The organism is Micrococcus sp. CS26 (genome assembly GCF_055522295.1).
Map to the genome: position 1 here is coordinate 1 of NZ_JBVFVY010000001.1, position 24,487 is coordinate 24,487.

The following is a 24,487-nucleotide window of genomic DNA, read 5'->3' on the forward strand; positions in this document are numbered from 1 at the left end:
GTCGGGCACGGGCCCGCGGCACCTGGGAGTCCGGAACCGGGCACGTGGCCGTCAGCAGGGGCCGGGCACGTCCCAGGCTGGCGGGAAACGCTGGGCAGGCCCACGGGGGTGGCCCGGGACCGGCGGGCCTGAACCCTTCGCCGTCCATGCGGGCCGATGCGCGCCGCGGCGTCGGGGCTGCTCAGGGCAGCGCGTCCTCGAGGTCACCCTGGGAACGTCGAAGGGCCCCACGCACCATGGTGCGTGGGGCCCTTCGTCAGGGAATCAGCCGCTCGGGATCAGCGATCCAGGTGAGGGGCGTGCGAGCCGTGCTCGAGCTCGACGGGGTGCTCCTCGTGGCCGTGCTGGCCGTGGGTGCGGGCCTCCACCAGCTCCTCGCGGGAGACCGGGGCGACGCGATCCTGGTAGAACATGCGGTTCAGGCCGGCACGGGCCTTCTCCAGCGCGCCCACCTTGCCGTTGCGGCCGGGCATGGCCGGCACCGGGCGGCGGTCCTCGAAGGACACCAGGCGGTACAGCTCGTAGTCGGTGAGCTGGCGGTGACGCTCGTGGAAGCCGCCCTCGGGGGACATCTCGATGACGCCGGCCTCGTGGCCGTGGAGCACCAGCTCACGGTCCTTGCGCTGCAGGGACAGGCAGATGCGGCGGGTCACGATGAAGGCGATCACCGGGCCGAGGAAGAACAGCGCGCGCAGCACGTACAGCACGTCGTTCAGGGAGAGGTGGAAGTGGGTGGCGATGAGGTCCGAGGACGCGGCCGCCCACATGACGCAGTACCAGACGACGGCGGCCACGCCGATGCCCGTGCGGGCCGGGGCGTTGCGCGGACGGTCGAGCAGGTGGTGCTCAGTGTTGTCCTTGGTGATCCACCGCTCGATCCAGGGCCAGGTGCACATGCCGACGAGCAGGGCGCCGACCGGGATCAGCGGCACGAGCACGCCCATGGGCAGGGACACCGAGGAGCCCCACGGCATCGGGATGTTCCAGAGGAAGGAGTAGTCGCCGATCATGCCCGGCATGAGGCGCAGGGCGCCGTCGAACACGCCGATGTACCAGTCGGGCTGGGTGCCGGCCTGCACCGGGGACGGATCGTACGGGCCGTAGTTCCAGTTGGCGTTGATCGTCACCGTGGAGGCGATGAGCGCGAGCACACCGAACACGATGAAGAAGAAGCCGCCGGCCTTGGCCGCGTACACGGGGCCGACCGGGTAGCCGACCACGTTGTCCTCGGTGCGGCCCGGGCCCGGGTACTGGGTGTGCTTGTGCACGACGACCATGAACAGGTGGATGCCGATCAGCAGCAGGATGGCGGCCGGCACGATCATGATGTGCAGGGCGTACAGGCGGCCGATGACCGAGTGGCCGGGGAACTCGCCGCCGAAGAAGAAGGCGGAGAGGTACGTGCCCACCAGCGGCAGCGACTTCAGGATGCCGTCGATGATGCGCAGGCCGTTGCCGGAGAGCACCTCGTCGGGCAGGGAGTAGCCGGTGAAGCCGGCGGCCCAGCCGGCCATCAGCAGGAAGCAGCCGACCAGCCAGTTCAGCTCACGCGGGCGACGGAACGCGCCGGTGAAGAACACGCGCAGCATGTGGACGGACATGGCCGCCACGAACATCAGCGCCGCCCAGTGGTGCAGCTGGCGCATGAACAGGCCGCCGCGCACGTCGAACGAGATGTCCAGGGTCGAGGCGTAGGCCGCGGACATCTCGATGCCGCGCAGCGGGGCGTAGGCCCCGTCGTAGACGACCTCCGACATGGAGGGGTCGAAGAAGAGGGTGAGGAACGCGCCGGACAGCAGCAGGATGACGAAGCTGTACAGGGCGACCTCGCCGAACATGAACGTCCAGTGGTCCGGGAAGATCTTGCGGCCGAAGAACTTCACGATCGGCGACATGCCCATGCGAGTGTCGACGAAGTTGGCGATGCGGCCGGTCGTGGTCGCCGGCTGGAACTCATTCACGGTGGTGCTCATAGGTGTCAGCCACGCTCCCAGTAGACAGGCCCGACGGGCTCATGGAAATCGCTCTGGGCCACGAGGTAGCCCTCGTCGTCCACGGTGATCGGCAGCTGCGGCAGCGCGTGGCTGGCCGGGCCGAAGATGACCTTGCACTCCTGCGTCAGGTCGAAGGTCGACTGGTGGCAGGGGCAGAGCAGGTGGTGGGTGTGCTGCTCGTACAGGGCGATCGGGCAGCCCACGTGCGTGCAGACCTTGGAGTAGGCGAAGATCCCGTCCACGTTCCAGTCCTCGCGACCCGGGGTGATCTTCACCTTGGTCGGGTCGAGGCGCATGAGCAGGACGACGGCCTTGGCCTTCTGGTTGAGCTTGTCAGGGCCCAGGTCGTTCAGGCCGTCGGGGATGACGTGCACGGCGGAGCCGAGCGTGACGTCCGAGGCCTTGATGGGGGAGCCGGTGGGGTCGCGCACGAGGCGCACGCCCTCGGCCCACATGGTGTGACGCAGACGCTCCGGACCGAAGTTGTGGATCTCCTCATCCGAGAAGTTGTCCGAGTCGTCCAGATCGCGGAACACGGCGATGAACGGCAGGGGGGCCAGCAGGGCGGCACCGATCAGGGTGTTGCGCAGCAGGGGGCGGCGCTTGATCTGCGACTCGTCCAGGATCTCGGAGATCATCCCGGTGGCGGCCACGCGGTCGTCCTCCGAGCGGATCTCGTGACGGTCCTCCACGGTCTCGTGGTCCGGCATCAGGGTCTTGGCCCAGTGCACCACGCCGATGCCGATGCCGAACATGGCGAGGGCGGTGCCCAGGCCGAGCAGCAGGTTCTGCAGGTAGATCTTGCTGAACGCCTCACCGTTGCCGATCTGCCCCACACCGAAGTAGCCGATGAAGAAGAGCACCGTGCCCACGATGGAGATGAGGAACATGACCGAGACCTGACGCTCGGCGCGCTTCGCAGCCTTCCGATCCTCATCGGCCAGACGCGGACGGTGCGGAGGCAGGCCCGGGTTGTCGATCGCGTACCGGGGCGCGTCCTCGCCGGCGTGCTCGAGGGAACCCGAGCGGTGCTCGGTCCCTTCAAAGCCTTTCTCGCCCATATGTCCTGTTTCCTTTACTCGAGTGATGAATGTCGATGACGGGTGGTCGGCGCGCCTGCGCCGACGGGATCAGGAGGACCGGCTGGTGAGCCAGACCATGAAGCCGATGATCAGCGCCAGGCCAGCGGTCCAGATGAACAGGCCCTCGGAGACGGGGCCGAGCGAGCCGAGGGCGAGGCCGCCGGGGGAGCCCTGGTTCTCGATGGTCTTGAGGTAGGCGATGATGTCGCGCTTGTCCTCGGGCTTGATGTTCGAGTCGGAGAACACCGGCATGTTCTGCGGGCCGGTCTCCATGGCCTCGTAGATGTGCTTCTCCTCCACGCCCTGCAGAGAGGGGGCGTACTTGCCGCGGGTGAGCGCACCGCCGGCCGCGGCCGCGTTGTGGCACATGGCGCAGTTGATGCGGAACAGGTCGCCGCCGCGGGTGATGTCCACATCCTCGTGGTTCACATCCAGGTACTCGTCCTCGGGGACGGCGGGGCCGGCACCCAGCGAGGCGACGTAGGCGGCGAGCTGGGCCGTCTGCTCGTCGTTGAACTGGTTCGGCTTGACCTGGGCCTGCGGGCCGTTCATCTGCATCGGCATGCGGCCGGTGCCCACCTGGAAGTCGACGGAGGCGGCGCCGACACCGATCAGGGACGGGCCGGAGGGACCCCCCGCGGCACCCGTGCCGTGGCACGAGGCGCAGTTCGCGTTGAAGAGCTTCTCGCCCTCGGAGATGTCATCAGCCGAGGCGGCCGCGGTGACCTGCGTGGCCGCCTGCGCCTGGTTCAGGGTGCTCGCGACGGAGTACAGTCCGCCGGTCACCAGGAGTCCCAGCAGGAGGAGCGCCAGCCCCATCAGGGGATGGCGTCGGTTCTGCGAAAGTGCCTTCACGGGGGTTTCCTATCGTTCTCTTCCCGGGCGGGCCGCACATGCTGCCGGCCCGGGCCTGAAGTCGGTGCGGGGAGTGGGGGTCGTCTTACTTCAGGAAGTAGACGATGAAGAACAGGGCGATCCAGACGACGTCCACGAAGTGCCAGTAGTAGGACACGACGATCGCCGACGTCGCCTCGTGGTGGCCGAAGCGGCGGGCCATGTAGGCGCGGCCGATGATGAAGAGGAACGCGATCAGGCCGCCGGTCACGTGGATGGCGTGGAAGCCGGTGGTGATGTAGAACGCCGAGCCGTACGCGTTCGCCGCGACGGTCACACCCTCGGAGACGAGAACCGCGTACTCGTAGGACTGCACCGCCACGAAGATCGAGCCCATGATGAAGGTCAGGATGAACCACTCGACCATGCCCCACTTCCCGAACTGCAGGAAGCCGCCGGTGCGGCGGGGCTGAAGGCGCTCGGCGGCGAGGACGCCGAACTGGGCGGTGACGGAGGAGAGCACCAGGATCGTCGTGTTCACCGCGGCGAGCGGGACGTTGAGGATCGCGGTGTGCTCGGCCCAGAGCTCCGGAGACGTGGAGCGCAGGGTGAAGTACATGGCGAAGAGCCCACCGAAGAACATGAGCTCGCTGGCAAGCCACACCATGGTCCCGACCTGCACCATGTTCGGCCGGCTCGGGAGCCCCGTGGTGGGCTGATGGAGAGTGGGGTTAGCTGTGGTCACCCAGCCATTATGGCCCCAAACACCGCCCGGGCGGTAAATCGAACCTACCGTGTCGCAGGACAGGTCGTCAGCACCGTCGGGGGGTTTCAGTGACAGTCGGGGGCTGGCGTCCAGGGGATGTTCAGGTTCGCGGTGCGCGGCGCATGACACGACGCGGTGCCGGGTGTGGCCGGGCCGCTAGGCTCAGTGCGTGAGCACCCCCGAGAACACCGCAGCAGTCCTTGGGACCTCCTGGCCGGAGGTCTTCCGCGCCCTCACCGTCGGTGAGGACCTCAGCGACGACGTCGCCGCGTGGGCCATGGGGGAGATGATGGCCGGCGATGCCACCGAGGGGCAGGTGGGTGGATTCCTCCTCGCCCTGGCCGCCAAGGGGGTGACGGTGCCGGAGCTGCGCGGCCTGACCGAGGCGATGGTGCAGGCGGCGAACCCGGTGCACGTGCCGGGGGAGACCCTCGACGTCGTGGGCACGGGCGGCGATCGCCTGGGGACCGTGAACCTCTCCACGATGTCCTCGCTCGTGGCCGCCGGTGCGGGCGCGCGGATCGTCAAGCACGGGAATCGCGGCGCCTCGTCCACCGCCGGCGCGGCCGACGTGATCGAGGCCCTCGGCGTGGACTTGTCCATGCCGGCCCGGAAGGCCGAGGAGTGCGCCGAGGCGGTGGGCATCACGTTCCTGTTCGCCCAGAACTACCACCCGTCCATGAAGTATGTGGCCCCGGTGCGCAAGCAGCTCGGCGTGCCCACCGTGTTCAACTTCCTCGGCCCCCTGAGCAATCCGGCCCAGGTCACCGCCCAGGCCCTGGGCTGCTCGAGTGAGGCCATGGTCCCGCTGCTCGCGCAGGTGCTCGCGGACCGGGGGGTGCGCGGCTTCGTCTTCCGCGGGGCGGACGGCCGGGACAAGATCACGACGTCGGGACCGTCGACCGTCCTGGAGGTCCGGGACGGTGTGCGCACCCACGAGCTCGATCCCCGGGAGCTGGGCATCGACCTGGCCCCCGTTCAGGCCCTGGCCGGGCGGGACGGCGCCTACAACGCGACCCTCGTCCGCGCTCTGCTGGCGGGGGAGAAGGGTCCGATCCGCGACGCCGTCCTCCTCAACGCGGCCGCGGGCCTGACGGCCTGGGACCGCGACGCGGACGCGCCGCTGATGGAGCGACTGGCGGCCAACATGACGCGGGCCGCCGAGTCGATCGACTCCGGCGCCGCGCGTGACGTCCTGGACCGCTGGGTCGCCTTCTCCCGGTCCTGATGGTGCGACGACGGGCCCTCCCCGGCGAGGTGGGGTCCGTCGTCGAGAAGACGCTCAGGAGTCGAAGCCGAGCGCCCATCCCTCGCCGAGGTCCTCGGACGAGTAGGTCCGGAAGGCCAGCATGGTCTCGGTGTCCTGGATCCCGTCGACCTTGGAGAGGTGGTCGGCGATCACGTCGGCGAGGTCCTCGTAGCGGCGCACCTTGACCATCGCCACCAGGTCCCATGCGCCGGTCACGGAGTAGACCGACCCGACCCCCTCGAGCGCGGCGAGGGTCTCGGCGGTCTCCGGGATGCTGGATTTGTCGGTCTTGATCAAGACGATGGCGGTGACCACGGGCGGTCCTCATTTCCTCGATGCTGTGGGTCCGGTGTCCCCGATGATCCTAGCTGCGCGCCGGCTCCTCACCTCCGGGTGCGGCGCACCAGCCAGGCGGTCACTGCCCGGCGGCCCAGGAGCAGGACGCCCAGCACCCCGAGCGCCACGAGCACGAAGGACACGGGTGCGCCACCGAGGCCGAAGGCCACGCGCAGGACCATCCCGACGGCGACGGTCCCCAGCCAGACGATCACGCCGTGGGGCCACACGCGGGCCCAGGTCCGGTGTCCGGAGGTCAGCCCGGTCATGAGCAGGAGGCCCGCGAGGAACGGCGCCGCCGTGACCAGCAGACCCAGCAGCCCGCGCTCCGTGGAGTGCTGCCCCTGGCCCAGAGCCACGAAGAGGACGGTGAGCAGGAGGTCGACGGCAAGCGCAGGCAGGGCGCCGCGCGGGGCGCGATGCTCGGCGGGCACGACACGACGGGCGGTGGGGGAGGACGTCATGCATCCAGTCTGGCGCACCGAGACGTCCGGACGGAGCGTCCGGCCGAGGACGGCTCGGCAGACGGGCCCCACAACAAGACAGCGCCTTTGTCAGAGGTAGGCTCACTGCATGGTGTCCGTGCATCTGGTGCCCATCCGACCGACCGCCGCCACCGCTGACGACGCGCGGCGTCTGGCAGCCGCGCTGCTCGACGATCCTCGCCCGGACGCGGCTGTGACCGCGGCGGCGTGGCTTCTCGACGAATCCGGCCCGGGCACCGATGCGGCGTCGCACGACGGCGAGCTGGCCGTCGTCGTCGACGGCATGGCGGCCACGGTCGGCTTGGCGCTGTGGGCCGTGCGGACCGGGTCCTGGGCGGTGCTGTTGGATCCCGAGGATGCCCTCGACAAGGATTCATCATTGTCGTACCTGACAACAGCCGAGCGGCGGCGGGCCCGGCGGGCACCGGGCCGACTCGTGCTGCCGGGCGGAGGTCGCGCGGACCGCGCCTCGGATGCCGGCCGAGAGGCTGATCTGCGCTGTGCGGAGGCCACCCTGCAGCTGGTCGCCGCGGTGGAACGGCGCCGGTCCGCTGATCAGCACGCGGCGGGACGGCTGGTCGAAGCCGGCGCCAGTCAGCGAGAGGCGGCGGCCGAACTCGGGATCAGCCAGCAGGCCGTCCATTCCCGGTTGCGACACGGGCTCTGGCACGAGAGCCGGACGGCGGTGGCGGCTGTCCTGCCGTTGCTGGAGCGGCTGTCCGCAGACCCGGGGGAGTGAACCCCGGCACGCGGTGTCGGTGCCGCCCGGCGCGGCCACCTGGGCCAGTTCACGACGCGGCGCGTGCCGTGCAGGCGGCCTCCGAAGGGGAGGCGAAGAACAGGCTAGTTGACATAATGTACATTATCGGCGCACTGCGGAACGGTGGACAGGGCGCCCTCCGCGGCGGGTCTCGCGCGTAGCCTGGACCCATGACGATCATGACCGACCAGCGCGACCGCCCCCTGCACGCGACGATCGCCGTCGTCCTGGCCATCGCCACGGCGGGCTACCTGGCTCCATGGGCCGTCGCCGCCGTCCGTGGCCGTTCCAACGTGTGGGCGGTATTCTGGGTGAACCTGCTCACCGGGTGGACCGTCCTCGGCTGGTGCATCGCGCTGTACATGTCGCTCACCAGCCATCGCCGGCTGCGGTCCTGGGGTCCGCGCGGCCTCTGACCGCGCGGACCGCCCCTCAGGTAAGACGCGCGACGACGGCCCGCACACCGTCTCCCTCGGCGATGAGGCATCGCGGGCCGTCGACGTCCGCCTCATCCGTCTCCGACAGCTCGACCGGCACCTCGAGCTCCCCCGTCGCATCGGCGCCGATCACGCGGAGGGTGAGGTCCGGGGCGCGCGTCTCGAGGTAGGTCCCGGACTCGTCGTGCATCTCGAGTCGGGCCTGCGGGATCTCGCCGCGCACGCCCGCCGCGAGGATGCGGCGCGCGTCCGGGTCGGTGGCGGCGTCCACGACCCAGCGGTGTCCCAGGACGGAGTGCTCCGCCTCGGCCACGACGTCCCCCTCGAGGGGTGCGTCGCCTCGGTAGGCGAACGCGGTCTGATACAGCTGGTCCCCCACGCGCACGAGCATCGACTCGACGCCGATCTCGCCGGCGGGATCGTCGAACCGGTACGAGCCGACCTTCTCGGCGGTCACGTCCGCGGGCAGTCCGTGCGCCACGAGGCGGCGGCGGATCCATTCGGGCTTGTCCGGGTCCAGGCGTGCGGTGTAGATGAGAGCCATGCCCCGACCGTAGCCCTGACGTCGTCCGCCCGGGAGGGCCCGCCGGCCGGCGGCGCGGCTCAGCCCTGCACGGCCCGCACGGCGTGGTCCATGGCCCGGTAGGCGTCGAGCTCGCGGGCTTCGGCCGCGCCACCGATCAGGCGCACCGCCTCCGGCGCGTAGCCCGCAGCCACCAGGTCCTCGACGAGATCCGTCTCGGACTCCTGCCCGGCGCACACGACGACGTCCGTCACATCCAGGGTCAGCGGCACGCGTGTCTCGGGGTCCTCCGGGGACGGCGCGGTCACGCGCAGGCCGTCGGGGCCGAGGCCCTCGTAGGTCACACCGGAGTGCAGGTGGACCCCGTGCCGCCGCAGCTCGGCGCGGTGCACCCAGCCGGTGGTGGGGCGCAGTCGGACGCCGATCGGTCCGGGGCTGCGCTGGAGCAGGTGGACCTCGCGTCCGGGGTGGGCCGCGGCCGGCTTCGCCAGCTGGCCCGGCGTCTGAGAGGTCAGTGCCACGCCCCAGCGGGCCCGCCAGTGCTCCTGCGTCTCGGGTGTCCCGTCCGGCCGTTCCGTGCCGGCCGCCAGGGCCTCGGCGACATCCACGCCCACGCCGCCGGCGCCGATCACCGCGACGCGCGGACCGACGTCGACGTGGCCCAGGACCACGTCGTCGTACGCGTGGACGGCGGGCGCGCCCGGCTCCCCCGCCCCGGGCAGAGCGACGGGCCGCGGCCGCACGCCGGTGGTGAGGAGCACCTCGTCGTAGCCCGGCCGCCCATCGTCCGTGAGGAGTGTCTGTGCGGACACCTCCTCCCCGGTCACGAGCGTCACCCCGGATGCCGCCGCGCGGGCCGCCAGGTGCTCCAGCGCGGGACCGAACTCCTCCTTGCCGGGGATGCGCCGGGCGAGCCGGAACTGCCCGCCGGGCTCGGCGTGCCGGTCGAACAGGGTGACCTCGTGCCCGAACCGGGCCGCACGCTCCGCGGCCGTGAGGCCCGCCGGCCCGGCACCGACCACGGCGATCCGGCGCCGGCGGCCCAGGGCCACCGGGACGGGCGCGGCGTACTCCGGCTCCGTCTCCCGCCCGGCGCGGGGGTTCATCAGGCACGAGACCTTGGCCCCGGTGAACACGTGGTCGAGGCAGGCCTGGTTGCAGGCGATGCACGGGGTCAGGGTCCGAGCGCGCGGGTCGCTGATCGCGGCCATCCACTCGGGGTCCGCCAGCAGGGGCCGGGCCAGCCCGACGAGCGCGGCGGCCCCGGACGTCAGCGCCTCCTCCGCCTCGGCGGGGGTGGTGAGCCGGTTGGAGGCGATCACGGGGATGTCGACGGCGGCGGTCAGGTCAGCCGAGGCGGCGAGGAACGCGGCGCGCGGCACGGAGGTCACGATGGTCGGCACGCGGGACTCGTGCCACCCGATGCCGGTCATCAGGACGTCCGCTCCGGCGGCCTCGAAGGCCCGGGCGGTGTCCGCGATCTCCGCGCGCGTCTGCCCGTCGGGGACCAGGTCCGCCGCCGAGGTGCGCACCGAGAGCACGCCGCGCTCCCCCAGCGCCTCGCGCACGGCCGCGACCACCGCCGCCGGGAACCGGCGTCGGCGCTCGGCGTCGCCCCCGTACTCGTCCGCGCGTCGGTTCGTCGCCGGGGCGAGGAACTGGTTGAGGAGGTAGCCCTCCGAGGCCATGATCTCCACGCCGTCGTATCCGGCCTCCAGGGCCAACGTGGCCGCGCGTGCGAACGCGTTCACGGTCCGCTCGATGTCCGCGGCCGTCATCTCCCGGGGCGTGTGCCGCGAGATCGGCGCTCGCACCGCGGAGGCCGAGACCAGGTCGGGGCTGGGGGCGTAGCGTCCCGCGTGCAGCAGCTGGGCGAGGATCCTGCCCCCGGCGGCGTGGACGGCGTCCGTGACGACGCGATGGGCGCGCGCGTCCTCCTCGCTGGCGAGCATCCCCCCGCCCAGCGTCACCGTGCCCTCGGGGACGACGCCCAGGCCGCCGGTGACGATGAGTCCGACGCCGCCGCGTGCCCGCTCCGCGTAGAACGCCGCCAGCTGCGGCAGGTCGTCGTGCCGGTCCTCCAGTCCCATGTGCATCGAGGCCATGACCACCCGGTTGGGCAGCGTGAGGGGGCCCAGGGTGATCGGCTGGAGCAGGGGCGAGACCGCGACGGGTGAAGATGTCATGCAGCTCACATTACCGGGCGGTAGCTCCCGACTTCCAGGACCGCCTGGGGACACGCTGTGTCCAAAGCCACTGCGTAGGGCAGGATGGGGATCACACGTCGACGCGCGGCAGACCCGTCCGCGCACCCGACACGGAGGGGAGCGCACGCATGGAGTGGATCGAGGCGAACGCGGGCTGGCTGTGGCTGGTGCTGGCCGCCGGCCTGGCCGGCGTCGAGCTGCTGACCCTCGACCTCGTCTTCCTGATGATCGCCGCCGGGGCCGGCGCGGCGGGGGTGGTCGCGCTCGTGGGCGGCCCGCTGGCGCTCCAGCTCGCGGCGTTCGCCGCCGTCGCCCTGCTGATGCTCGCCGCCGTGCGCCCCGTCGCCCTGCGCCACCTGCGCAAGGACACCGGCGCCGGCGCCTCCTACCTGGACACGCTCCCGGGGCGTCGCGTCGCGGCCCAGGGCGCGATCACCGGCGACGCCGGCACGCTCGCCGTCGACGGCGACACCTGGTCCGCCCGCGTCGAGCCCGGGGCGCCCGAGGTCGCCCCCGGCGACGAGGTGACCGTCCTGCGCATCGACGGGGCCACCCTGGTGGTCCGCCCGCTCCCCCGCATCGACTGGGAGGCGGACGGCGCCTGAGCCGCCCCACGTCCTCGTTCCGACCGCACCGACCCCAGAAGAAGGGACCCCGATGGAAACCCTCATCGTCCTCGTCGTCCTCGCCGTCCTCGCGGCGGTGATCGTGGCCTCCTCGGTCAAGATCATCCCGCAGGCGCGGACGGCCAACATCGAACGCCTCGGCAAGTACAACCGCACGGCCGGCGCCGGGCTGACCCTGATCATCCCGTTCGTGGACCGCATGCTCCCGATGGTGGACATGCGCGAGCAGGTCGTCTCCTTCCCGCCCCAGCCGGTGATCACCGAGGACAACCTCGTCGTCTCCATCGACACGGTCGTCTACTTCCAGGTCACGGACGCCAAGGCCGCGACCTATGAGATCGCCAACTACATCCACGCGGTGGAGCAGCTCACCACCACCACCCTGCGCAACGTCGTGGGCGGCATGAACCTCGAGGAGGCGCTGACCTCTCGCGACTCCATCAACTCCCAGCTGCGCGGCGTGCTGGACGACGCCACCACGCGCTGGGGCCTGCGGGTCTCGCGGGTGGAGCTCAAGGCCATCGACCCGCCCATGTCCATCCAGGACTCGATGGAGAAGCAGATGCGCGCCGAGCGCGACCGCCGCGCCGCCATCCTCACCGCCGAGGGCACGAAGCAGGCCGCCATCCTCACGGCCGAGGGCGAGCGCCAGTCCCAGATCCTCTCCGCCGAGGGCGAGGCTCAGGCACGCGTGCTGCGCGCCAACGCCGAGGCCGAGGCGATCGAGGTGGTCTTCGACGCCATCCACTCCGGCGGCGCCGACTCCGAGGTCCTGGCCTACCAGTACCTGCAGTCCCTGCCCAAGATCGCCGACGGCCAGGCCACCACCATGTTCGTGGTCCCCGCCGAGCTCACCCGCGCCCTGCAGGGCCTCGGTGAGGCGTTCGCCCCCGGCGACGGCGACCGCCCCACCCCGGAGCGCGCACCCCGGCGTCGGGACTCCGGGGACCGCGCGGGCGAGCCGGGCGCCGAGCACGTCGGCGTCACCCCGGAGCGCGCGCGTCGGCCGCGTGGGTCCCGCCCCACCACCGCGGACGCCCTGCGCGCCAGCGGCGTCATGGACGCGATGACCGCCGGCGCGGTGACGGCGGAGGACATGCCGCAGACCTCGCTCGACGAGGCCCTGGCCACGCCGCAGGAGATTGAGCCCGACCCGTCGGCCGGCCGCACCCCCGGCACCCGCCCGGCCGGCGAGGCCGACGGGAATGCTGTGGGACACTGAATGGTTCCATCAGTGAGGACGACCCGCCGCGCCTCGATCGGCCCGCGCCCCCGCGCGGGCCTCGGCGCGGCCTGACGAGGAGGAAACGTGAGCGATCGCAGCCTGCGGGGCATGCGCCTGGGCGCGCAGTCCCTGGAGTCCGAGGCCGGCGTCGAGCCCGCCGCCCGGCAGCGGGTGGAGTACCGCACGGAGGACGGCGAGCAGGTGTTCGTGACCTTCTCCGTGGAGGCAGACGTGCCGGCCACCTGGACCTCGAAGACCGGCAAGGAGGCGTTCCTCGTCAGCGGCGAGAAGCCGGCTGAGACCGAGGGCAAGCCCGTGCGCACCCACTGGGACATGCTGCGCGAGCGCCGCAGCCTCGACGAGCTGGAGGAGACCTACAAGATCCAGCTCAACAAGCTGCGCGCCAGCCGCGGCGAGGACGTCGACGCCTGACCCGCCGCTCCCCCATGCACGACGGGGCCGGATCCGCCATGGATCCGGCCCCGTCGTCGTTCGGGGGCTGTGCGCCTCAGAGGCCGAGGCGGGCGCGCAGGCCCTCCCAGCGCGCAGCCAGGCCCCAGCGGGTCACGTTGACCACGGCCTCGCCGATGATGCCGCCGCTCATCTTGGACTCGCCGAGCTCACGCTCCACGAACGTGATCGGGACCTCGACGATCCGCTTGCCGAGCCGGGCCGTGCGGAAGGTCATGTCCACCTGGAACCCGTAGCCCTTGGACTCGATCGCGTCCAGGTCGATCGCACGGAGCGTGTCGGCCCGGTAGGCGCGGTAGCCCGCCGTGATGTCCGTCAGGTTGAGGCCGAGCATGATCCGCGGGTACAGGGAGCCGGCCCACGAGATCATCTTGCGGGAGGTCGGCCAGTTCACCATCTTGCCGCCCGGCACGCGGCGCGAGCCGATCACCAGGTCCGCGGTGCGGACGGCCTCCAGCAGGCGCGGCAGCTGCTCGGGCTGGTGCGAGCCGTCCGCGTCCATCTCGACCAGGACGTCGTAGCCGCGCTCCAGGCCCCAGCGGAACCCGGCGATGTAGGCGCCGCCCAGGCCGTCCTTGGTGGTGCGGTGCAGCACGTGCACGGAGGGGTCCTCGGCGGCGCGGGCGTCGGCCCAGTCGCCGGTGCCGTCCGGGGAGGCGTCGTCCACCACGAGAACGTCGGACTCCGGGACGGCGTCACGGAGTCGGCCGAGGGTCAGCGGCAGCGACTCGATCTCGTTGTACGTGGGGATGATGGTCAGCACGCGCATGTGCGGTTCTCGCCTTCCGGCCGGGGTCGTGGGGGCGGCCCGCCGGTCGGACGGGCCATCGCATCCGTTCGAGTATAGGAAGCGGAGGTCTCAGGCCGGCGTCGCGGCGTCGTGAGCGTCGCGGGCCACGTCCTCCGCGGCGATCCGGCCGTCCACCCAGGTGGCCCGCCAGCGGGGCAGGGCGGTCTCGGCGTCGAGGGCCGGCAGCAGCGGCGTGCCGGCCCGGGTGTCCGTGCTCCACGCCGCCACCCGGCCGTCCGGCGACTGCACAGCGACCGCGTCGGCGTCCCAGACGCCGAACACGGCCGGGGCCGACACGCTCAGGCGCGGGGCGACGGACAGGCGTGCCGCCGGAGCGTCGGGCAGCGCGCGCAGCGGGGTGCGGGTCGCGGCGGCGAAGGCGGAGCGGGCGGAGATGCGCTCGTCCGGGTCGGGGTGGGACAGCGCCGACCGGACGGCGGCCCACGGGTCCCCGGCCGGGCCGGCGCCCAGGCACACGGTGACGGCGTCGGCCAGCAGGCTCGCCACGGGGGCGTGCAGCACGCCGTCCGCGTCGGGGACGACGGTGGCGCTGACCCCGGCGGCGGCCAGGAAGGCGCGGTCCTCGGCGGTGACCGGGTGGGTGACCACGAGCCGATGGCGCACGCGGCCCAGGGCGGCGGTGCCGAGTTCCTCCGCGACCGAGCGCAGGGCGGTCAGGGCCACGTCCTGGGCGGCGGGCCCGGCGTCCGCACCGCCGTCGGGGACGAGGTAGGCCTGCTCCCCCGCCTGGGTCGAGGCCGTCAGGAGGCCGGTGAGCGTGGCGGGGTCGGTGTCGGTCCCGACGGGCAGCCACACCCCGGCCGCCTCGGCGTCCACGCGGTCGGCGTGCCGGTAGACGACGGTCTGGACGTCCTCGTCGGCGGGCGCGGCGCCCGTGTCCTCGGGCCCGGCCAGGACCGTCACGACGGCGGTGCCGCGGCTCAGCGCGTCCCGCGCGTCCGCGGGCCGGGCCAGCGGCTCGACGAACACGGGCACGACGACGGCGCCGTCGAGGTCCCGCCGTTCGTCACCCGGGTCGGCCACGCGGTCCGCGGAGTCGTCCGCGCCGAGCCAGGCGATCATCCCGTCCCGGACCAGCAGCGCCTGTGCGTACGGGTCCGTCGTCGAGTGGATGATGCCGCGGGTCAACAGGTGTGCGCTCACCCGCCCACCCTAGCCCGTGTCAGTCCTCGTCCGCGCGCGGCGCCGAGGCCGCCGGCAGCGAGGTGGCCACGACGCCGCGGGAGACGAGGTCCGCGGCCCGGCGGCAGGCACGGCTGCGACGGGTGTCCCCGGGGACGTTGGCCAGCTGGCCCAGCACGTCGATGACCTGCCGCGCCCAGCGGACGAAGTCGCCCGCGGCGAGGTCCGCGCCGTCAAGGGTGCGGCGCAGGGTGGCGCCCCGCACCCAGCGGTGCATGGGTGCCACCAGCCCGGGGTCCGTCCGGGGCGTCGGCTCGAGCCGGGCCTGGGCCTCGTCCGTGCGCAGGCGCTCCTCGATGCGCTCGGCGGCCTCCGCGACGCGCGCGAGCCGGGGGGTCGGCATCGGGACCAGTCCGGGCTCGGCCTCCCCCTTGCCCTGGTACACGAGCAGCGCGGCGACGGCGGCCCACTCCTCCGGCGTCAGGCCGTCCATGGCCGGATCCTGCAGCACCAGCGAGGTGAACAGGTCCCGCTCGCCGTAGATCCGGCGCAGGGCCCCGCCGCGCTCCGTGAGCGCCGCACGGGGTGAGGGCGCGTCCTCCTGCACGTAGCCGTAGGCGCGCAGCAGACCGACCACGCGGTCGAACGTGCGGGCGATGGTGTTGGTGCGGCCCGCGATGCGCTCCCTCAGGACGGAGACCTCCCGCCGCATGGCCCACCAGCGGTCGCCCCAGCGGGCGTGCTCCTCGCGGTCCTGGCAGCCGTGGCACGGGTGGCGGCGCAGCGCCCGGCGCAGCTCCTCGACCCGGGGCGCGGCCGGGTCCTCCCGGAGGCGGAAGCCCGCCGTGCTGCGGCCTCCGGCGGGCGGGCGGCCCGTGCGCACGGCCTCGCGCATGAGCGCGGCGACGTCCTTGCGCTGCGCGGGCGTCTTCACCTGCACCACCTGGGGCAGGGCGGCGCCTGCCACCGGCTCGACCGGCCCGGCGACGTCGTCCACCGTGATGCGGCGCAGCTGCGCCTTGTCCGTGACGACGCCGACGCGCGGATTCTGGGGGTTGCCGGCGGGGAACACGACGACGGCCCGGCCGAGTGAGCGGCCGGCATCGAGCTCGACGACGTCCCCGACCGCGAGGTTCGCGAGCGAGTCCTTCACGGCGGCCAGGTGGGCTCGACGGCGTCCCTGCGAGCCGGACTTCTCCGCGGCCGCGAGCTCCTTGCGCAGGGTGAGGTACTCGGCGAAGTCGCCGAGGTGACACTGCATGGCCTCCTCGTACTTCTCGAGGCTGGCCTGCTTCGAACGGAGCTCGCGGGCCAGGCCCACCACGGAGCGGTCCGCCTGGAACTGGGCGAACGAGGACTCGAGGATGCCCCGCGCCTGCTCCGCGCCGACCTGCGCCAGCAGATTAGCGGACATGTTGTAGGTGGGCCGGAACGAGGAGCGCAGCGGGTACGTGCGGCGCGAGGCCAGGCGCGCGACGGCGGCCGGGTCCAGCCCGGGACGCCACATCACCACGGCGTGGCCCTCGACGTCGATGCCGCGGCGGCCCGCCCGGCCCGTCAGCTGGGTGTACTCCCCCGGCGTGATGTCGACGTGGTTCTCGCCGTTGAACTTGACCAGCTTCTCGATCACCACGGAGCGGGCCGGCATGTTGATGCCGAGGGCGAGGGTCTCCGTGGCGAACACGGCCTTGAGCGCGCCGGCGGTGAACAGGTCCTCGACGGCCTCCTTGAACGGGGGCAGCATGCCGGCGTGGTGGGCCGCGAAGCCCCGGGACAGGCCGTCCCGCCACGCCCAGAACCCGAGGATCTCCAGGTCCTCGACGGGCAGCAGGCGCGCCGCCTCCTCGACCCGCTCGGCCACGAGCGCCTTCTCCCGCGCCGTGGTGAGGTCGAGCCCGGCCCGCAGGCACTGCTCCACGGCGGCGTCGCAGCCGGTCCGGGAGAAGATGAAGGTGATGCATGGCAGCAGCCCGTCGCGGTCGAGGACCCGGATCATCTCCGGACGCGACGTGGACAGCCGCGGTCCGCGCCGCGGGCCGCCGTCGTGACCGCCCGGCCGACCGGAGACCGGCCGCTCCCGGTCCAGTGCGGACGAGCCGGTCCGGCCCCGGCCGCCGTCGCGACCCGTGTGCCGGCCGCCCCTGGCCCGCCCCTTCGTGCCGCCCCCGCGCCCGTCGCGGTGCTGCTGCCGCCCGGGGCGCCCCCAGTCGGCGCGCTGGAACCGGCGCTCGGCCTCCTCCCCCAGGCGCTTGAGCTCGGGGTTGAGCAGGGCCTCCCCGTCCCGGTCCGCGGCGTCCTCGAAGGCGATGTCCTCGGCGAACAGGTCGTAGAGCCGGCCCCCGGCCATGATGTGCTGCCACAGCGGCACCGGCCGGTGTTCCGAGACGATCACGGTGGTGGCGCCCCGGACCGTGTCGAGCCAGGCGCCGAACTCCTCGGCGTTGGACACCGTGGCGGACAGGGAGATCAGCTGCACGTGCTCGGGCAGGTGGATGATGACCTCCTCCCACACCGGTCCCCGGAACCGGTCGGCGAGGTAGTGGACCTCGTCCATGACGACGAAGCCGAGGTCGATGAGGGTGTCCGACTGCGCGTACAGCATGTTGCGCAGCACCTCGGTGGTCATCACGACGACGGGCGCGTCCGGATTGACGGAGGTGTCCCCCGTGAGCAGGCCGACGTTCTCCGCGCCGTGCACGCGGGCGAGGTCCGCGTGCTTCTGGTTGCTGAGGGCCTTGATGGGGGTGGTGTAGAACGCCTTCGTGCCGCGGGCCAGGGCCAGGTGGACGGCGAACTCGCCGACCACCGTCTTGCCGGCACCGGTGGGCGCCGCGACGAGGACGCCGTGGCCGTCCTCGACCTCGGCGCACGCGCGGCGCTGGAAGTCGTCGAGGGGGAAGCCCACGCGTGCGGCGAACCGGCCGAGCTCGGAGCCGGCATGGTGCCGGGCCGCCCGGGCACGGGCGTAGCGCCCCGCCGGGCTCAGCTCGGGTTCGTCGTGCGGGGTCGCGGACGCGGGATGGTGGGCCATGGCCCCACCCTACTGGCGGGTCCGGACGCCGTCGTGGTCGTGCGTCCGGGCGGGAGGGCCGCCGCGTACGACGCTCAGATCTGATCGAGCGGCTTCGGGCCTTCGGCGAGCTCCGCCTCGACGTCCACCTCGCGCTGCCCCGAGCGGCGGTCACGACGACGGTCCCCCCACAGGCACAGGACGATGGCCACGCCGAAGAGGACGACGAGCGGGATCGCCATGTAGAACATGGAGATGGCGTCCGCACCGGGGGCGGCGATCGCGGCGATCAGCATGATCACGAAGACGGTGATGCGCCAGTGGTGGACGATCGTGCGGCCCGGCAGGATGCCGAGCATGTTCAGTCCCACCAGCAGCACCGGCAGGACCATGGCCACGCCGAACGCGAGGTAGAGACGCGTGACGAAGCTGATGTACACCGACGCCGTCGGGAGGTTCGCGCCGCCCTCGGGAGTGAAGCCCACGAAGAACTGGACGGCCTGCGGCATCACGAGCCACCCCAGCGCGATGCCGAAGATGAACAGGGGCACGGCCGCGGCGATGAAGCCCAGGGCGTACTTCTTCTCGGCCTTCTTCAGACCCGGCACGATGAATGCCCAGATCTGGTAGAGCCAGACCGGGCTGGACAGGATGAGCCCGATGAACATGCTGACCTTGAGCATGAGGTCGAACGGCGAGGCCACCGTGTCATAGGCGACGGCCGCCGTGTGTCCCTGGCTGGCGATCTCCTTGACCGGGCGGAACAGCTCCGCCATGACCGGCTGGTAGACGAGGAAGCCGATCACCATGCCGACCGCGACGGCGAGCGCCGACTTCAGCAGTCGGTTGCGCAGCTCCGTGAGGTGCTCGCGCAGCGGCATCTCGCCGGTGGGGTTGTCCCGCCGCTTCCGGCGGCGCCGGGTGCGGCGGGCGACCTCGTCGACCTCGGTCATCGGGTGGGGGTCCTTCCGGCTCAGCGCGGGTCGCGCGGGTCGGTCTCGTCACGCTCGACGACGCGGCCCTCGACCGGCTCGTCCGCGGCGGTGGAACCGGCGCCGGAGCGCTCGTCCGTGGTGCCCTTGCCCTCGGTGCGCATCTGCTTCACCTCGGAGGAGAAGATGCGCATCGACTGGCCGAGGTTGCGGGCCATCGCGGGCAGCTTCGGCGCCGCGAAGAGCAGGATCGCGAGCAGGATGATGATGACGAGCTGCCAGCCCTGGAGTCCAGCCATGATGAAGGGTCCTTTCGATGGGGTTCCGGGGTCCAGGCTACCGCGCCGGCAGGGCCGCGAGGGCATCGCCCAGCGCGTCCGCCACGGACGTCCGGAGGTCGGCGGGGGCCAGCACCTCGACGGCGCCGCCGTGGCGTCCGACCAGCGCGGCCGCCACGGCGGCGTCGGTCAGATGCACCCGGGTGAGCCGGTCGCCGTCGGGCAGGTCGGCCTGGGCGTCCGGGCGGTAGCCGGCGGCCGCGTCGCGGACGGGATGGGCCCAGCGCAGCAGCACCGGCACCCCCGCGGCGTCGTCGGGATGGACCCGCCAGCGCGCGGGCCGAGCCCGGGGCGCGAACGTCTCCCCCGTGGGTGCGGGCGCGCTGATCCGGTCCACCCGGAACACCCGGTGGTCCTCGGCGCGACGGCACCACGCCTGCAGGTAGAGGCGCGCCCCGTCCTGCACCAGGGCCAGCGGCTCCACGTCCCGCTCGGTGAGGGCATCGGCATGCACGGAGCGGTAGGTCAGGTGCACGACGGCCCGCTCCGCCACGGCGGCCAGCAGGGTGCGCACCGTCGCGGGGTCCACGGCCACGTCCCAGTGGGCGGCGACGGCGACCGGGGGCTCGCCGGCGGTGTGCGCCTCGGCCTCCCGGAGGGCGGCGTCGTCCGCGTCGTCCGCATCCGGGGCCCCCGCGTCCAGGACCGCGGCGCGGATCCGGCGCTGGGCGGAGCGAGCGGCCTCGCGGTCGGCCTCGTCCAGCACCGGCAGGTCCGCGACCGTCTGCAGGGCGGCCACGAGGCTGTGCGCCTCGGGGCGCGTCAGCCGCACGGGACCGGCCAGGTCGGCGGCGCGCTCCACGTGGACGCGGCCGGCCACCTCCGCCACCTCGAACTGGAAGCCGGGGAAGTCGCGCTCGGGCATGCCGCAGTAGCGCAGCGTCTCGAGGTCGGCGTCGAGGCGCTCGTCGGTGACCCCGAGACGCGCGCGCAGCTCCGCCCGGTCCACCCCACCGGCCCGGTTGGCCAGCCCCACGATGTCCAGCAGGCGGCCCACGAGGTCCTCGCTCGAGTCGCGGGCGCGGCGCCGGACGGGCGCGGCGAGCGCCACCTCGAGCAGGGCCGGGTCGGCGGGACCGGCGTGGGTCTCCGCCGCGGCGGCCAGGCCCGCGCGGACGCGGTCGGTCAGGTCCGGGTGCGCGGCCGAGGGCACGGCCCGGCCCAGCAGGCCGCCGATCTCCGCGGCGAGGCCGTCCTCGCGCGGTCCGGCGGGGGCCTCCCAGAGCTCCCAGTCGGGCCCCGGTGCGGCGCCGTCCTCGACCCGGGGCTCGGCCGGCTCACCGACCGCGCGGACGCCCTGACCCCGGCCGGGCGCGAGCCACACCCGGACCCGCTCGGCGTCGGCCTGCCCGGCCAGGCGCGCCACGAGGCCGGCGTGGTCGTGGTCCTCGGGACGGCCGGGGGCGTCCGTCGCCCGCTCGACGCGGCGCGGCTCCCCCTCCATCCGGGTGAGCCGGAAGCTGCGCTCGGCGCCGCGGTCGAGGTCCCAGCCGGTGAGGTACCAGCGGCCGCGCACGAGGGTGAGGAACCAGGCCCGCACGGTGCGCCGGGTGGCCCGCCCCCGCGCGTCGCGGTAGGGGAAGCGCAGCACGGCCTCGTCGGCCACGGCCTGGGTGAGGGCCTCGAGCCGGGGGTCGGCCCGGGGCATGAGGGTGTGGTACCCGGCCAGCTCGTCGTCGCCCGTGAGGTCGGTGGCCGGCTGGAACAGCAGGCCCACGGCGCGGACGACGTCGGCGCGCAGCGGCGAGTCGCCCCACAGGCGCCGCGCCCGCACGAGGGCGCGGCGCTCGTCCACGGTCAGGTCGAGGTCGCGCAGCAGCAGCGCATCGCGGACGACGCGGTGCCGCACCCCCGCCTCGCCCTCGTCGAAGCCCGCGGGTTCGAGCGTCTCCAGCGGGACCCCCACGGCGCGCAGCACGCGGCGGTCCCGCTGGAAGAGCTTCTCGAAGGCGGCGTCCGTGAGCCCCTCATAGCCGACGACCTGCCGTCGGATCCGGTCACGCTCGAGACCGTGCGGTGCCGAGAGCAGCAGCCACAGCAGCGAGATGATGCGCTCGGCGGCCTCGTCGCCGGCGCGCCGCGGGGCGGGTGGGGTCACGGGGCCCGGGGTCAGTCGACCGAGACGAGGTCGCAGACGAAGATGAGCGTCTCGTTCGGCCCGATCGCGGAGCCGGCGCCGCGGGCGCCGTAGCCCAGGTGCGGCGGGATCTCGAGGCGGCGGCGGCCGCCGACCTTCATGCCGAGCAGGCCCTGGTCCCAGCCGGCGATGACCTGGCCGACGCCGACGGTCAGGGGCAGCGGGGTGCCGCGGTTCCACGAGGCGTCGAACTCCTCGCCGGTGGACCAGGCCACGCCCACGTAGTGGACCTGCACGCGGGAGCCGGCCTCGACGGCCGGGCCGGAGCCCTCGATCAGGTCCTCCACCACGAGCTCGGTGGGCGGGGTCTCGCCCGGGAAGTCGATCTCGGGCTTGGTGCGGTCGTAGTCGCGCTGTCCGAAGGACACGGTGCTCTCCTCTTGGGTTCTCGTGGACGGGGTCAGTTCGCCGACGGGGTGGCGGACGCCTGGGCGTCCAGGATGTCCACCACGAACAGCAGGGGCTCGTTCTCGCCGATGTCCGGCGGGCTGCCCTGCTCACCGTAGGCCTTCTCGGCCGGGATCGACAGGAGGACGCGCGAGCCCACCTTCTGGCCGGCCAGACCCTCCTTCCAGCCCTCGATGACCTGGTTGAGGGAGAACGTGATGGCCTGACCCGTCTCCCAGGACGAGTCGAAGACCTCACCGTCGGACCACGTCACGCCCTCATACTGCACGGTCACGGTGTCGTCCGCGCCGACCTCGCGGCCCTCGCCCTCGATCAGGGGCTGGACCACCAGCTCCTGGGGCGCCTCGCCGTCGGGCTTCGCGATGCTCGGCCGGCCGCTCTCCTCGTCCACGGTGACGTCGGGCAGGCGCTCGTCCCGCTCGGTCACCTCTTCGCCCTCGGCCTGCTTCGGCAGGATGGCGTCGATCTTGTAGACGAACAGCTGGGCGGGCTGCGTCTGGGTGGAGGGGGAGGCGCTCGGCGACGCGCTCTCGGTCTGCGGGACGGAGACGTCGTACTCGGGGCTGTACGCGGCGACGATCGTGCCGGCGCCGTTGCCCACCAGCATCTCGTGGATCTCCGGGTTCATGGACTTGAGCTGGTCGTCCACGGGCACGGCTTCCGGTTCGCCGCTGAAGTTCTCGGCGACCACCTCGCCGCTGGCCGGATCGACGACGGCGATCGACATCTTCAGGACGTCGCCCTCCTGCACCTGCTCCCCCTCGCCGGCGGTCAGCACGCGCGTGGTGGGCTGGTCGGTGTCGATCTCCCCGTCGATCTCGACCGTCGGCGCCCCGCCGTCGCCCTCCGTGAAGGTGACACCCGTCAGGGCGTCCGGCTCCCCCTGGCCCTCGCCGACGGCCGCCCGCTCGGGGGCGGCCGACGTGGAGGCCGACGCGGTGTCACTGTGGGGCTGGTCCGCGCCGTCGTCGCCGGTGGCGCAGGCGGTGGCCAGCATCAGGCCTGCGGCGCCGAGGGACAGCAGCGGCAGCAGGCGGCGACGGCGGCGGGCCGTCGGGGGCTGGGGGGTCTCGAACGAACTCATGCGGGTCACCCTAACGGCGCGTCCTGGACGCGCGCTGTCAGGCGATCCGCTCGAACAGCCGGTCGACGGCGGCCGACGACGTGTCGAACGGGTCCTTCGTCACGATCGCGTGCAGCGGATGGTCGGTGAGCTTCAGGGTCGTCCAGTCGACGGCGTAGTCCAGGCCGCGCTCCCGGGCGCGGGCCACGAAGTCCGCGCGCACGCGGGCCCGGGTGGTGGGCGGGGCGGTCTCCACGGCGGACCGGGCGGCGTCCTCGGGCAGCAGGCGCGCGACGGCGCCGCGCCGCAGCAGCAGGCGGAACAGCCCCCGGTCGGGGTCGATGTCGTGGAAGGCCAGGTCCAGCTGGGCGAGGCGGGGCGCGTCCCAACCCAGGTCGTGGCGGGCCCGGTAGTCCTCCAGCAGGCGCAGCTTGATCGCCCAGTCGATGCGGTCCTCGATGCGGGACCGGTCACCGGTGCGGACGGCGTCGAGCACCTCGCCCCACAGGGTGAGGACCTCCCCCACCCGGTCGTGGTGGGCACCCTCCGCGGCGACGAAGGCGCGGGCCCGCTCGAGGTAGTGCTCCTGCAGCTCGAGGGCGGAGGCCTCCCCCTCCCGGAGCGCGATGCGGGCCGTGCCGGTGAGGTCGTGGGAGATCTGCCGCACCGCGCGGGTGGGGTGGGCGACGACGCGGTCCCCGAGCGGGAAGCCCGCCTCGATCATCCGCAGCAGCAGGTCGGTGGCGCCGAAGCGCAGCAGGTGGGTGTGCTCGGAGAGGTTCGTGTCCCCCACGATCACGTGGAGGCGCCGGTACTCGGAGGCGTCCGCGTGCGGCTCGTCCCGCGTGTTGATGATCGGCCGGGACCGCGTGGTGGAGGAGGACACGCCGTCCTGCACGAAGTCGGCGCGCTGGGAGAACGCGAAGTGGGCCGGGCCCTCGCCCTCGGGCCACGTGCCGGCGGGCACGACGCGGCCCGCGCCCACGAGGATCTGCCGGGAGACGAGGAACGGGACGAGCGCCTCGGTGAGCCGCCGGTACTCGGTGCGCCGGCGCAGCAGGTAGTTCTCGTGGGAGCCGTAGGAGCTGCCCGAGGAGTCGGCGTTGTTGCGGTAGAGGTGGATCCGGCCGCCGACCCCGTCCGCGGCCATGCGCTCCTCGGCCTGGACCACGAGGTCGTGCAGCAGCAGGTCCCCCGCCCCGTCCGAGGCGATGAGCTCGTCGAGCGTCGAGCACTCGGCGGTCGCGTACTCGGGGTGGGAGCCGACGTCGAGATAGAGCCGGGAGCCGTTGGCCACGAACACGTTCGAGGACCTCCCCCACTCGACGACGGGCCGGAAGAGGTAGCGGACGACCTCTTCGGGACTGAGCGGGCGCCCCTGCGGGTTCCAATGCTGGACGCCGTACTCCGTCTCCAGCCCGAGGATCCGGCGGGCGCGGTCCGCGTCGGTCACTGGCCGCCCTTCTGGACGAAGCCCTTGACGAACTCCTCGGCGTTGGACACCAGCACCGAGTCGATCTCGTCCAGCAGGCTGTCCAGGCCCTGGTCCTGGGCCGCGGGCTTCACGTGCGCCTGGCCCGCCGCGGCGCCGGTCTCGTCGTCGCCGCCGGACGGGCGTGGGCGGATCTGCTCCTGGGACATGGTGGCCTCCTCGTGCGTCGACGCGGGTCG

24 protein-coding genes are annotated in these 24,487 nt (G+C 72.9%); 6 read left to right on the top strand and 18 right to left on the bottom strand.

The annotated features are described in order from the left end of the window. Window positions 1–278: 278 nt before the first annotated feature. The 4 genes from qcrB to ctaE form a co-directional block, all read right to left on the bottom strand. On the bottom strand, window positions 279–1,973 hold the full coding sequence (qcrB, locus tag ACZ1IK_RS00005) for a cytochrome bc1 complex cytochrome b subunit (RefSeq protein WP_095353356.1): 1,695 nt from the start codon (window positions 1,971–1,973) through the stop codon (window positions 279–281). A 5-nt stretch (window positions 1,974–1,978) separates the two neighbouring features. Next, window positions 1,979–3,055, bottom strand: coding sequence for a cytochrome bc1 complex Rieske iron-sulfur subunit (gene qcrA, locus ACZ1IK_RS00010; protein WP_465098206.1), 1,077 nt, complete (start codon window positions 3,053–3,055; stop codon window positions 1,979–1,981). A gap of 69 nt (window positions 3,056–3,124) precedes the next feature. Then, window positions 3,125–3,931 carry a cytochrome bc1 complex diheme cytochrome c subunit gene (qcrC, locus tag ACZ1IK_RS00015; protein WP_465098207.1) on the bottom strand — a complete coding sequence of 269 codons (807 nt, stop codon included), beginning with the start codon at window positions 3,929–3,931 and terminating at the stop codon, window positions 3,125–3,127. An 85-nt stretch (window positions 3,932–4,016) separates the two neighbouring features. Then, the gene (gene ctaE, locus ACZ1IK_RS00020; protein ID WP_428842618.1) at window positions 4,017–4,655 is read right to left on the bottom strand and encodes an aa3-type cytochrome oxidase subunit III; all 639 of its coding nucleotides are present in this window, start codon (window positions 4,653–4,655) and stop codon (window positions 4,017–4,019) included. 190 nt (window positions 4,656–4,845) lie between these two features. On the opposite strand from ctaE, the gene trpD reads away from it, so the two are divergent. Continuing rightward, window positions 4,846–5,904 carry an anthranilate phosphoribosyltransferase gene (gene trpD, locus ACZ1IK_RS00025; RefSeq protein ID WP_073116902.1) on the top strand — a complete coding sequence of 353 codons (1,059 nt, stop codon included), beginning with the start codon at window positions 4,846–4,848 and terminating at the stop codon, window positions 5,902–5,904. Between the two features lie 54 nt (window positions 5,905–5,958). Here trpD and ACZ1IK_RS00030 read toward each other — a convergent pair whose 3' ends face one another. After that, the gene (locus ACZ1IK_RS00030) at window positions 5,959–6,240 is read right to left on the bottom strand and encodes an Lrp/AsnC family transcriptional regulator (RefSeq protein WP_002854527.1); all 282 of its coding nucleotides are present in this window, start codon (window positions 6,238–6,240) and stop codon (window positions 5,959–5,961) included. Window positions 6,241–6,308: 68 nt separating this feature from the next. Beyond that, complete coding sequence (locus tag ACZ1IK_RS00035) at window positions 6,309–6,725, bottom strand: DUF3054 domain-containing protein (protein WP_036315092.1); 417 nt, start codon at window positions 6,723–6,725, stop codon at window positions 6,309–6,311. Between the two features lie 109 nt (window positions 6,726–6,834). Between ACZ1IK_RS00035 and ACZ1IK_RS00040 the strand changes: the two genes are divergently transcribed. After that, window positions 6,835–7,485, top strand: coding sequence for a hypothetical protein (locus ACZ1IK_RS00040; RefSeq protein WP_044658562.1), 651 nt, complete (start codon window positions 6,835–6,837; stop codon window positions 7,483–7,485). A gap of 191 nt (window positions 7,486–7,676) precedes the next feature. Further along, on the top strand, window positions 7,677–7,922 hold the full coding sequence (locus ACZ1IK_RS00045; protein ID WP_002854519.1) for a superinfection immunity protein: 246 nt from the start codon (window positions 7,677–7,679) through the stop codon (window positions 7,920–7,922). 16 nt (window positions 7,923–7,938) lie between these two features. Here ACZ1IK_RS00045 and ACZ1IK_RS00050 read toward each other — a convergent pair whose 3' ends face one another. Together ACZ1IK_RS00050 and ACZ1IK_RS00055 are read right to left on the bottom strand one after the other, a co-directional pair. Next, window positions 7,939–8,487 carry a maltokinase N-terminal cap-like domain-containing protein gene (locus tag ACZ1IK_RS00050; RefSeq protein ID WP_041103774.1) on the bottom strand — a complete coding sequence of 183 codons (549 nt, stop codon included), beginning with the start codon at window positions 8,485–8,487 and terminating at the stop codon, window positions 7,939–7,941. Window positions 8,488–8,546: 59 nt separating this feature from the next. Continuing rightward, complete coding sequence (locus ACZ1IK_RS00055; protein ID WP_041103776.1) at window positions 8,547–10,652, bottom strand: NADPH-dependent 2,4-dienoyl-CoA reductase; 2,106 nt, start codon at window positions 10,650–10,652, stop codon at window positions 8,547–8,549. A 149-nt stretch (window positions 10,653–10,801) separates the two neighbouring features. Between ACZ1IK_RS00055 and ACZ1IK_RS00060 the strand changes: the two genes are divergently transcribed. The 3 genes from ACZ1IK_RS00060 to ACZ1IK_RS00070 all read left to right on the top strand — a co-directional run bounded on the left by ACZ1IK_RS00060 (window position 10,802) and on the right by ACZ1IK_RS00070 (window position 12,956). After that, entirely contained in the window at window positions 10,802–11,278 is a 477-nt protein-coding gene (locus tag ACZ1IK_RS00060) for an NfeD family protein (RefSeq protein ID WP_020624804.1), read from the top strand. Window positions 11,279–11,330: 52 nt separating this feature from the next. Next, window positions 11,331–12,521, top strand: a complete 1,191-nt coding sequence (locus tag ACZ1IK_RS00065; protein ID WP_036315078.1) for an SPFH domain-containing protein — start codon at window positions 11,331–11,333, stop codon at window positions 12,519–12,521. Between the two features lie 87 nt (window positions 12,522–12,608). Continuing rightward, window positions 12,609–12,956, top strand: coding sequence for an RNA polymerase-binding protein RbpA (locus ACZ1IK_RS00070; RefSeq protein ID WP_080772566.1), 348 nt, complete (start codon window positions 12,609–12,611; stop codon window positions 12,954–12,956). A gap of 76 nt (window positions 12,957–13,032) precedes the next feature. Here the strand turns inward: ACZ1IK_RS00070 and ACZ1IK_RS00075 are convergent, their stop codons facing one another. The 10 genes from ACZ1IK_RS00075 to ACZ1IK_RS00120 all read right to left on the bottom strand — a co-directional run bounded on the left by ACZ1IK_RS00075 (window position 13,033) and on the right by ACZ1IK_RS00120 (window position 24,457). Beyond that, the gene (locus tag ACZ1IK_RS00075) at window positions 13,033–13,764 is read right to left on the bottom strand and encodes a polyprenol monophosphomannose synthase (protein ID WP_036315073.1); all 732 of its coding nucleotides are present in this window, start codon (window positions 13,762–13,764) and stop codon (window positions 13,033–13,035) included. Between the two features lie 90 nt (window positions 13,765–13,854). After that, window positions 13,855–14,949, bottom strand: coding sequence for an amidohydrolase family protein (locus tag ACZ1IK_RS00080; RefSeq protein WP_041103783.1), 1,095 nt, complete (start codon window positions 14,947–14,949; stop codon window positions 13,855–13,857). A 19-nt stretch (window positions 14,950–14,968) separates the two neighbouring features. Further along, window positions 14,969–17,959: a DEAD/DEAH box helicase gene (locus ACZ1IK_RS00085; RefSeq protein ID WP_465098208.1), complete on the bottom strand. Its 2,991-nt coding sequence runs from the start codon at window positions 17,957–17,959 to the stop codon at window positions 14,969–14,971. A gap of 74 nt (window positions 17,960–18,033) precedes the next feature. Then, window positions 18,034–18,891, bottom strand: coding sequence for a twin-arginine translocase subunit TatC (gene tatC / locus ACZ1IK_RS00090; protein WP_041103787.1), 858 nt, complete (start codon window positions 18,889–18,891; stop codon window positions 18,034–18,036). A gap of 20 nt (window positions 18,892–18,911) precedes the next feature. Continuing rightward, a complete protein-coding gene (locus tag ACZ1IK_RS00095; protein ID WP_002855080.1) occupies window positions 18,912–19,169 on the bottom strand; it encodes a twin-arginine translocase TatA/TatE family subunit in 258 nt (85 codons plus the stop codon). A 37-nt stretch (window positions 19,170–19,206) separates the two neighbouring features. After that, complete coding sequence (locus tag ACZ1IK_RS00100; protein WP_041103790.1) at window positions 19,207–21,306, bottom strand: helix-turn-helix transcriptional regulator; 2,100 nt, start codon at window positions 21,304–21,306, stop codon at window positions 19,207–19,209. An 11-nt stretch (window positions 21,307–21,317) separates the two neighbouring features. After that, window positions 21,318–21,713: an FKBP-type peptidyl-prolyl cis-trans isomerase gene (locus ACZ1IK_RS00105; protein WP_010078659.1), complete on the bottom strand. Its 396-nt coding sequence runs from the start codon at window positions 21,711–21,713 to the stop codon at window positions 21,318–21,320. A gap of 32 nt (window positions 21,714–21,745) precedes the next feature. After that, window positions 21,746–22,837, bottom strand: a complete 1,092-nt coding sequence (locus ACZ1IK_RS00110) for an FKBP-type peptidyl-prolyl cis-trans isomerase (RefSeq protein WP_041103792.1) — start codon at window positions 22,835–22,837, stop codon at window positions 21,746–21,748. Window positions 22,838–22,874: 37 nt separating this feature from the next. Beyond that, complete coding sequence (pafA, locus tag ACZ1IK_RS00115; RefSeq protein ID WP_041103794.1) at window positions 22,875–24,269, bottom strand: Pup--protein ligase; 1,395 nt, start codon at window positions 24,267–24,269, stop codon at window positions 22,875–22,877. Next, window positions 24,266–24,457, bottom strand: coding sequence for a ubiquitin-like protein Pup (locus tag ACZ1IK_RS00120; RefSeq protein WP_041103796.1), 192 nt, complete (start codon window positions 24,455–24,457; stop codon window positions 24,266–24,268). The genes pafA and ACZ1IK_RS00120 overlap by 4 nt, the downstream gene beginning before the upstream one ends. Between the last annotated feature and the right edge of the window lie 30 nt (window positions 24,458–24,487).

Coding starts and splice junctions, on each gene's coding strand:
- ACZ1IK_RS00120 (WP_041103796.1), bottom strand. CDS start 24,457: ATGTCCCAGGAGCAGATCCGCCCACGCCCGTCCGGCGGCGACGACGAG.
- tatC (WP_041103787.1), bottom strand. CDS start 18,891: ATGACCGAGGTCGACGAGGTCGCCCGCCGCACCCGGCGCCGCCGGAAG.
- ACZ1IK_RS00085 (WP_465098208.1), bottom strand. CDS start 17,959: ATGGCCCACCATCCCGCGTCCGCGACCCCGCACGACGAACCCGAGCTG.
- ACZ1IK_RS00035 (WP_036315092.1), bottom strand. CDS start 6,725: ATGACGTCCTCCCCCACCGCCCGTCGTGTCGTGCCCGCCGAGCATCGC.
- ACZ1IK_RS00095 (WP_002855080.1), bottom strand. CDS start 19,169: ATGGCTGGACTCCAGGGCTGGCAGCTCGTCATCATCATCCTGCTCGCG.
- ACZ1IK_RS00060 (WP_020624804.1), top strand. CDS start 10,802: ATGGAGTGGATCGAGGCGAACGCGGGCTGGCTGTGGCTGGTGCTGGCC.
- qcrA (WP_465098206.1), bottom strand. CDS start 3,055: ATGGGCGAGAAAGGCTTTGAAGGGACCGAGCACCGCTCGGGTTCCCTC.
- ACZ1IK_RS00040 (WP_044658562.1), top strand. CDS start 6,835: ATGGTGTCCGTGCATCTGGTGCCCATCCGACCGACCGCCGCCACCGCT.
- ACZ1IK_RS00075 (WP_036315073.1), bottom strand. CDS start 13,764: ATGCGCGTGCTGACCATCATCCCCACGTACAACGAGATCGAGTCGCTG.
- qcrB (WP_095353356.1), bottom strand. CDS start 1,973: ATGAGCACCACCGTGAATGAGTTCCAGCCGGCGACCACGACCGGCCGC.
- ACZ1IK_RS00055 (WP_041103776.1), bottom strand. CDS start 10,652: ATGACATCTTCACCCGTCGCGGTCTCGCCCCTGCTCCAGCCGATCACC.
- ACZ1IK_RS00050 (WP_041103774.1), bottom strand. CDS start 8,487: ATGGCTCTCATCTACACCGCACGCCTGGACCCGGACAAGCCCGAATGG.
- ACZ1IK_RS00110 (WP_041103792.1), bottom strand. CDS start 22,837: ATGAGTTCGTTCGAGACCCCCCAGCCCCCGACGGCCCGCCGCCGTCGC.
- ACZ1IK_RS00045 (WP_002854519.1), top strand. CDS start 7,677: ATGACGATCATGACCGACCAGCGCGACCGCCCCCTGCACGCGACGATC.
- ACZ1IK_RS00065 (WP_036315078.1), top strand. CDS start 11,331: ATGGAAACCCTCATCGTCCTCGTCGTCCTCGCCGTCCTCGCGGCGGTG.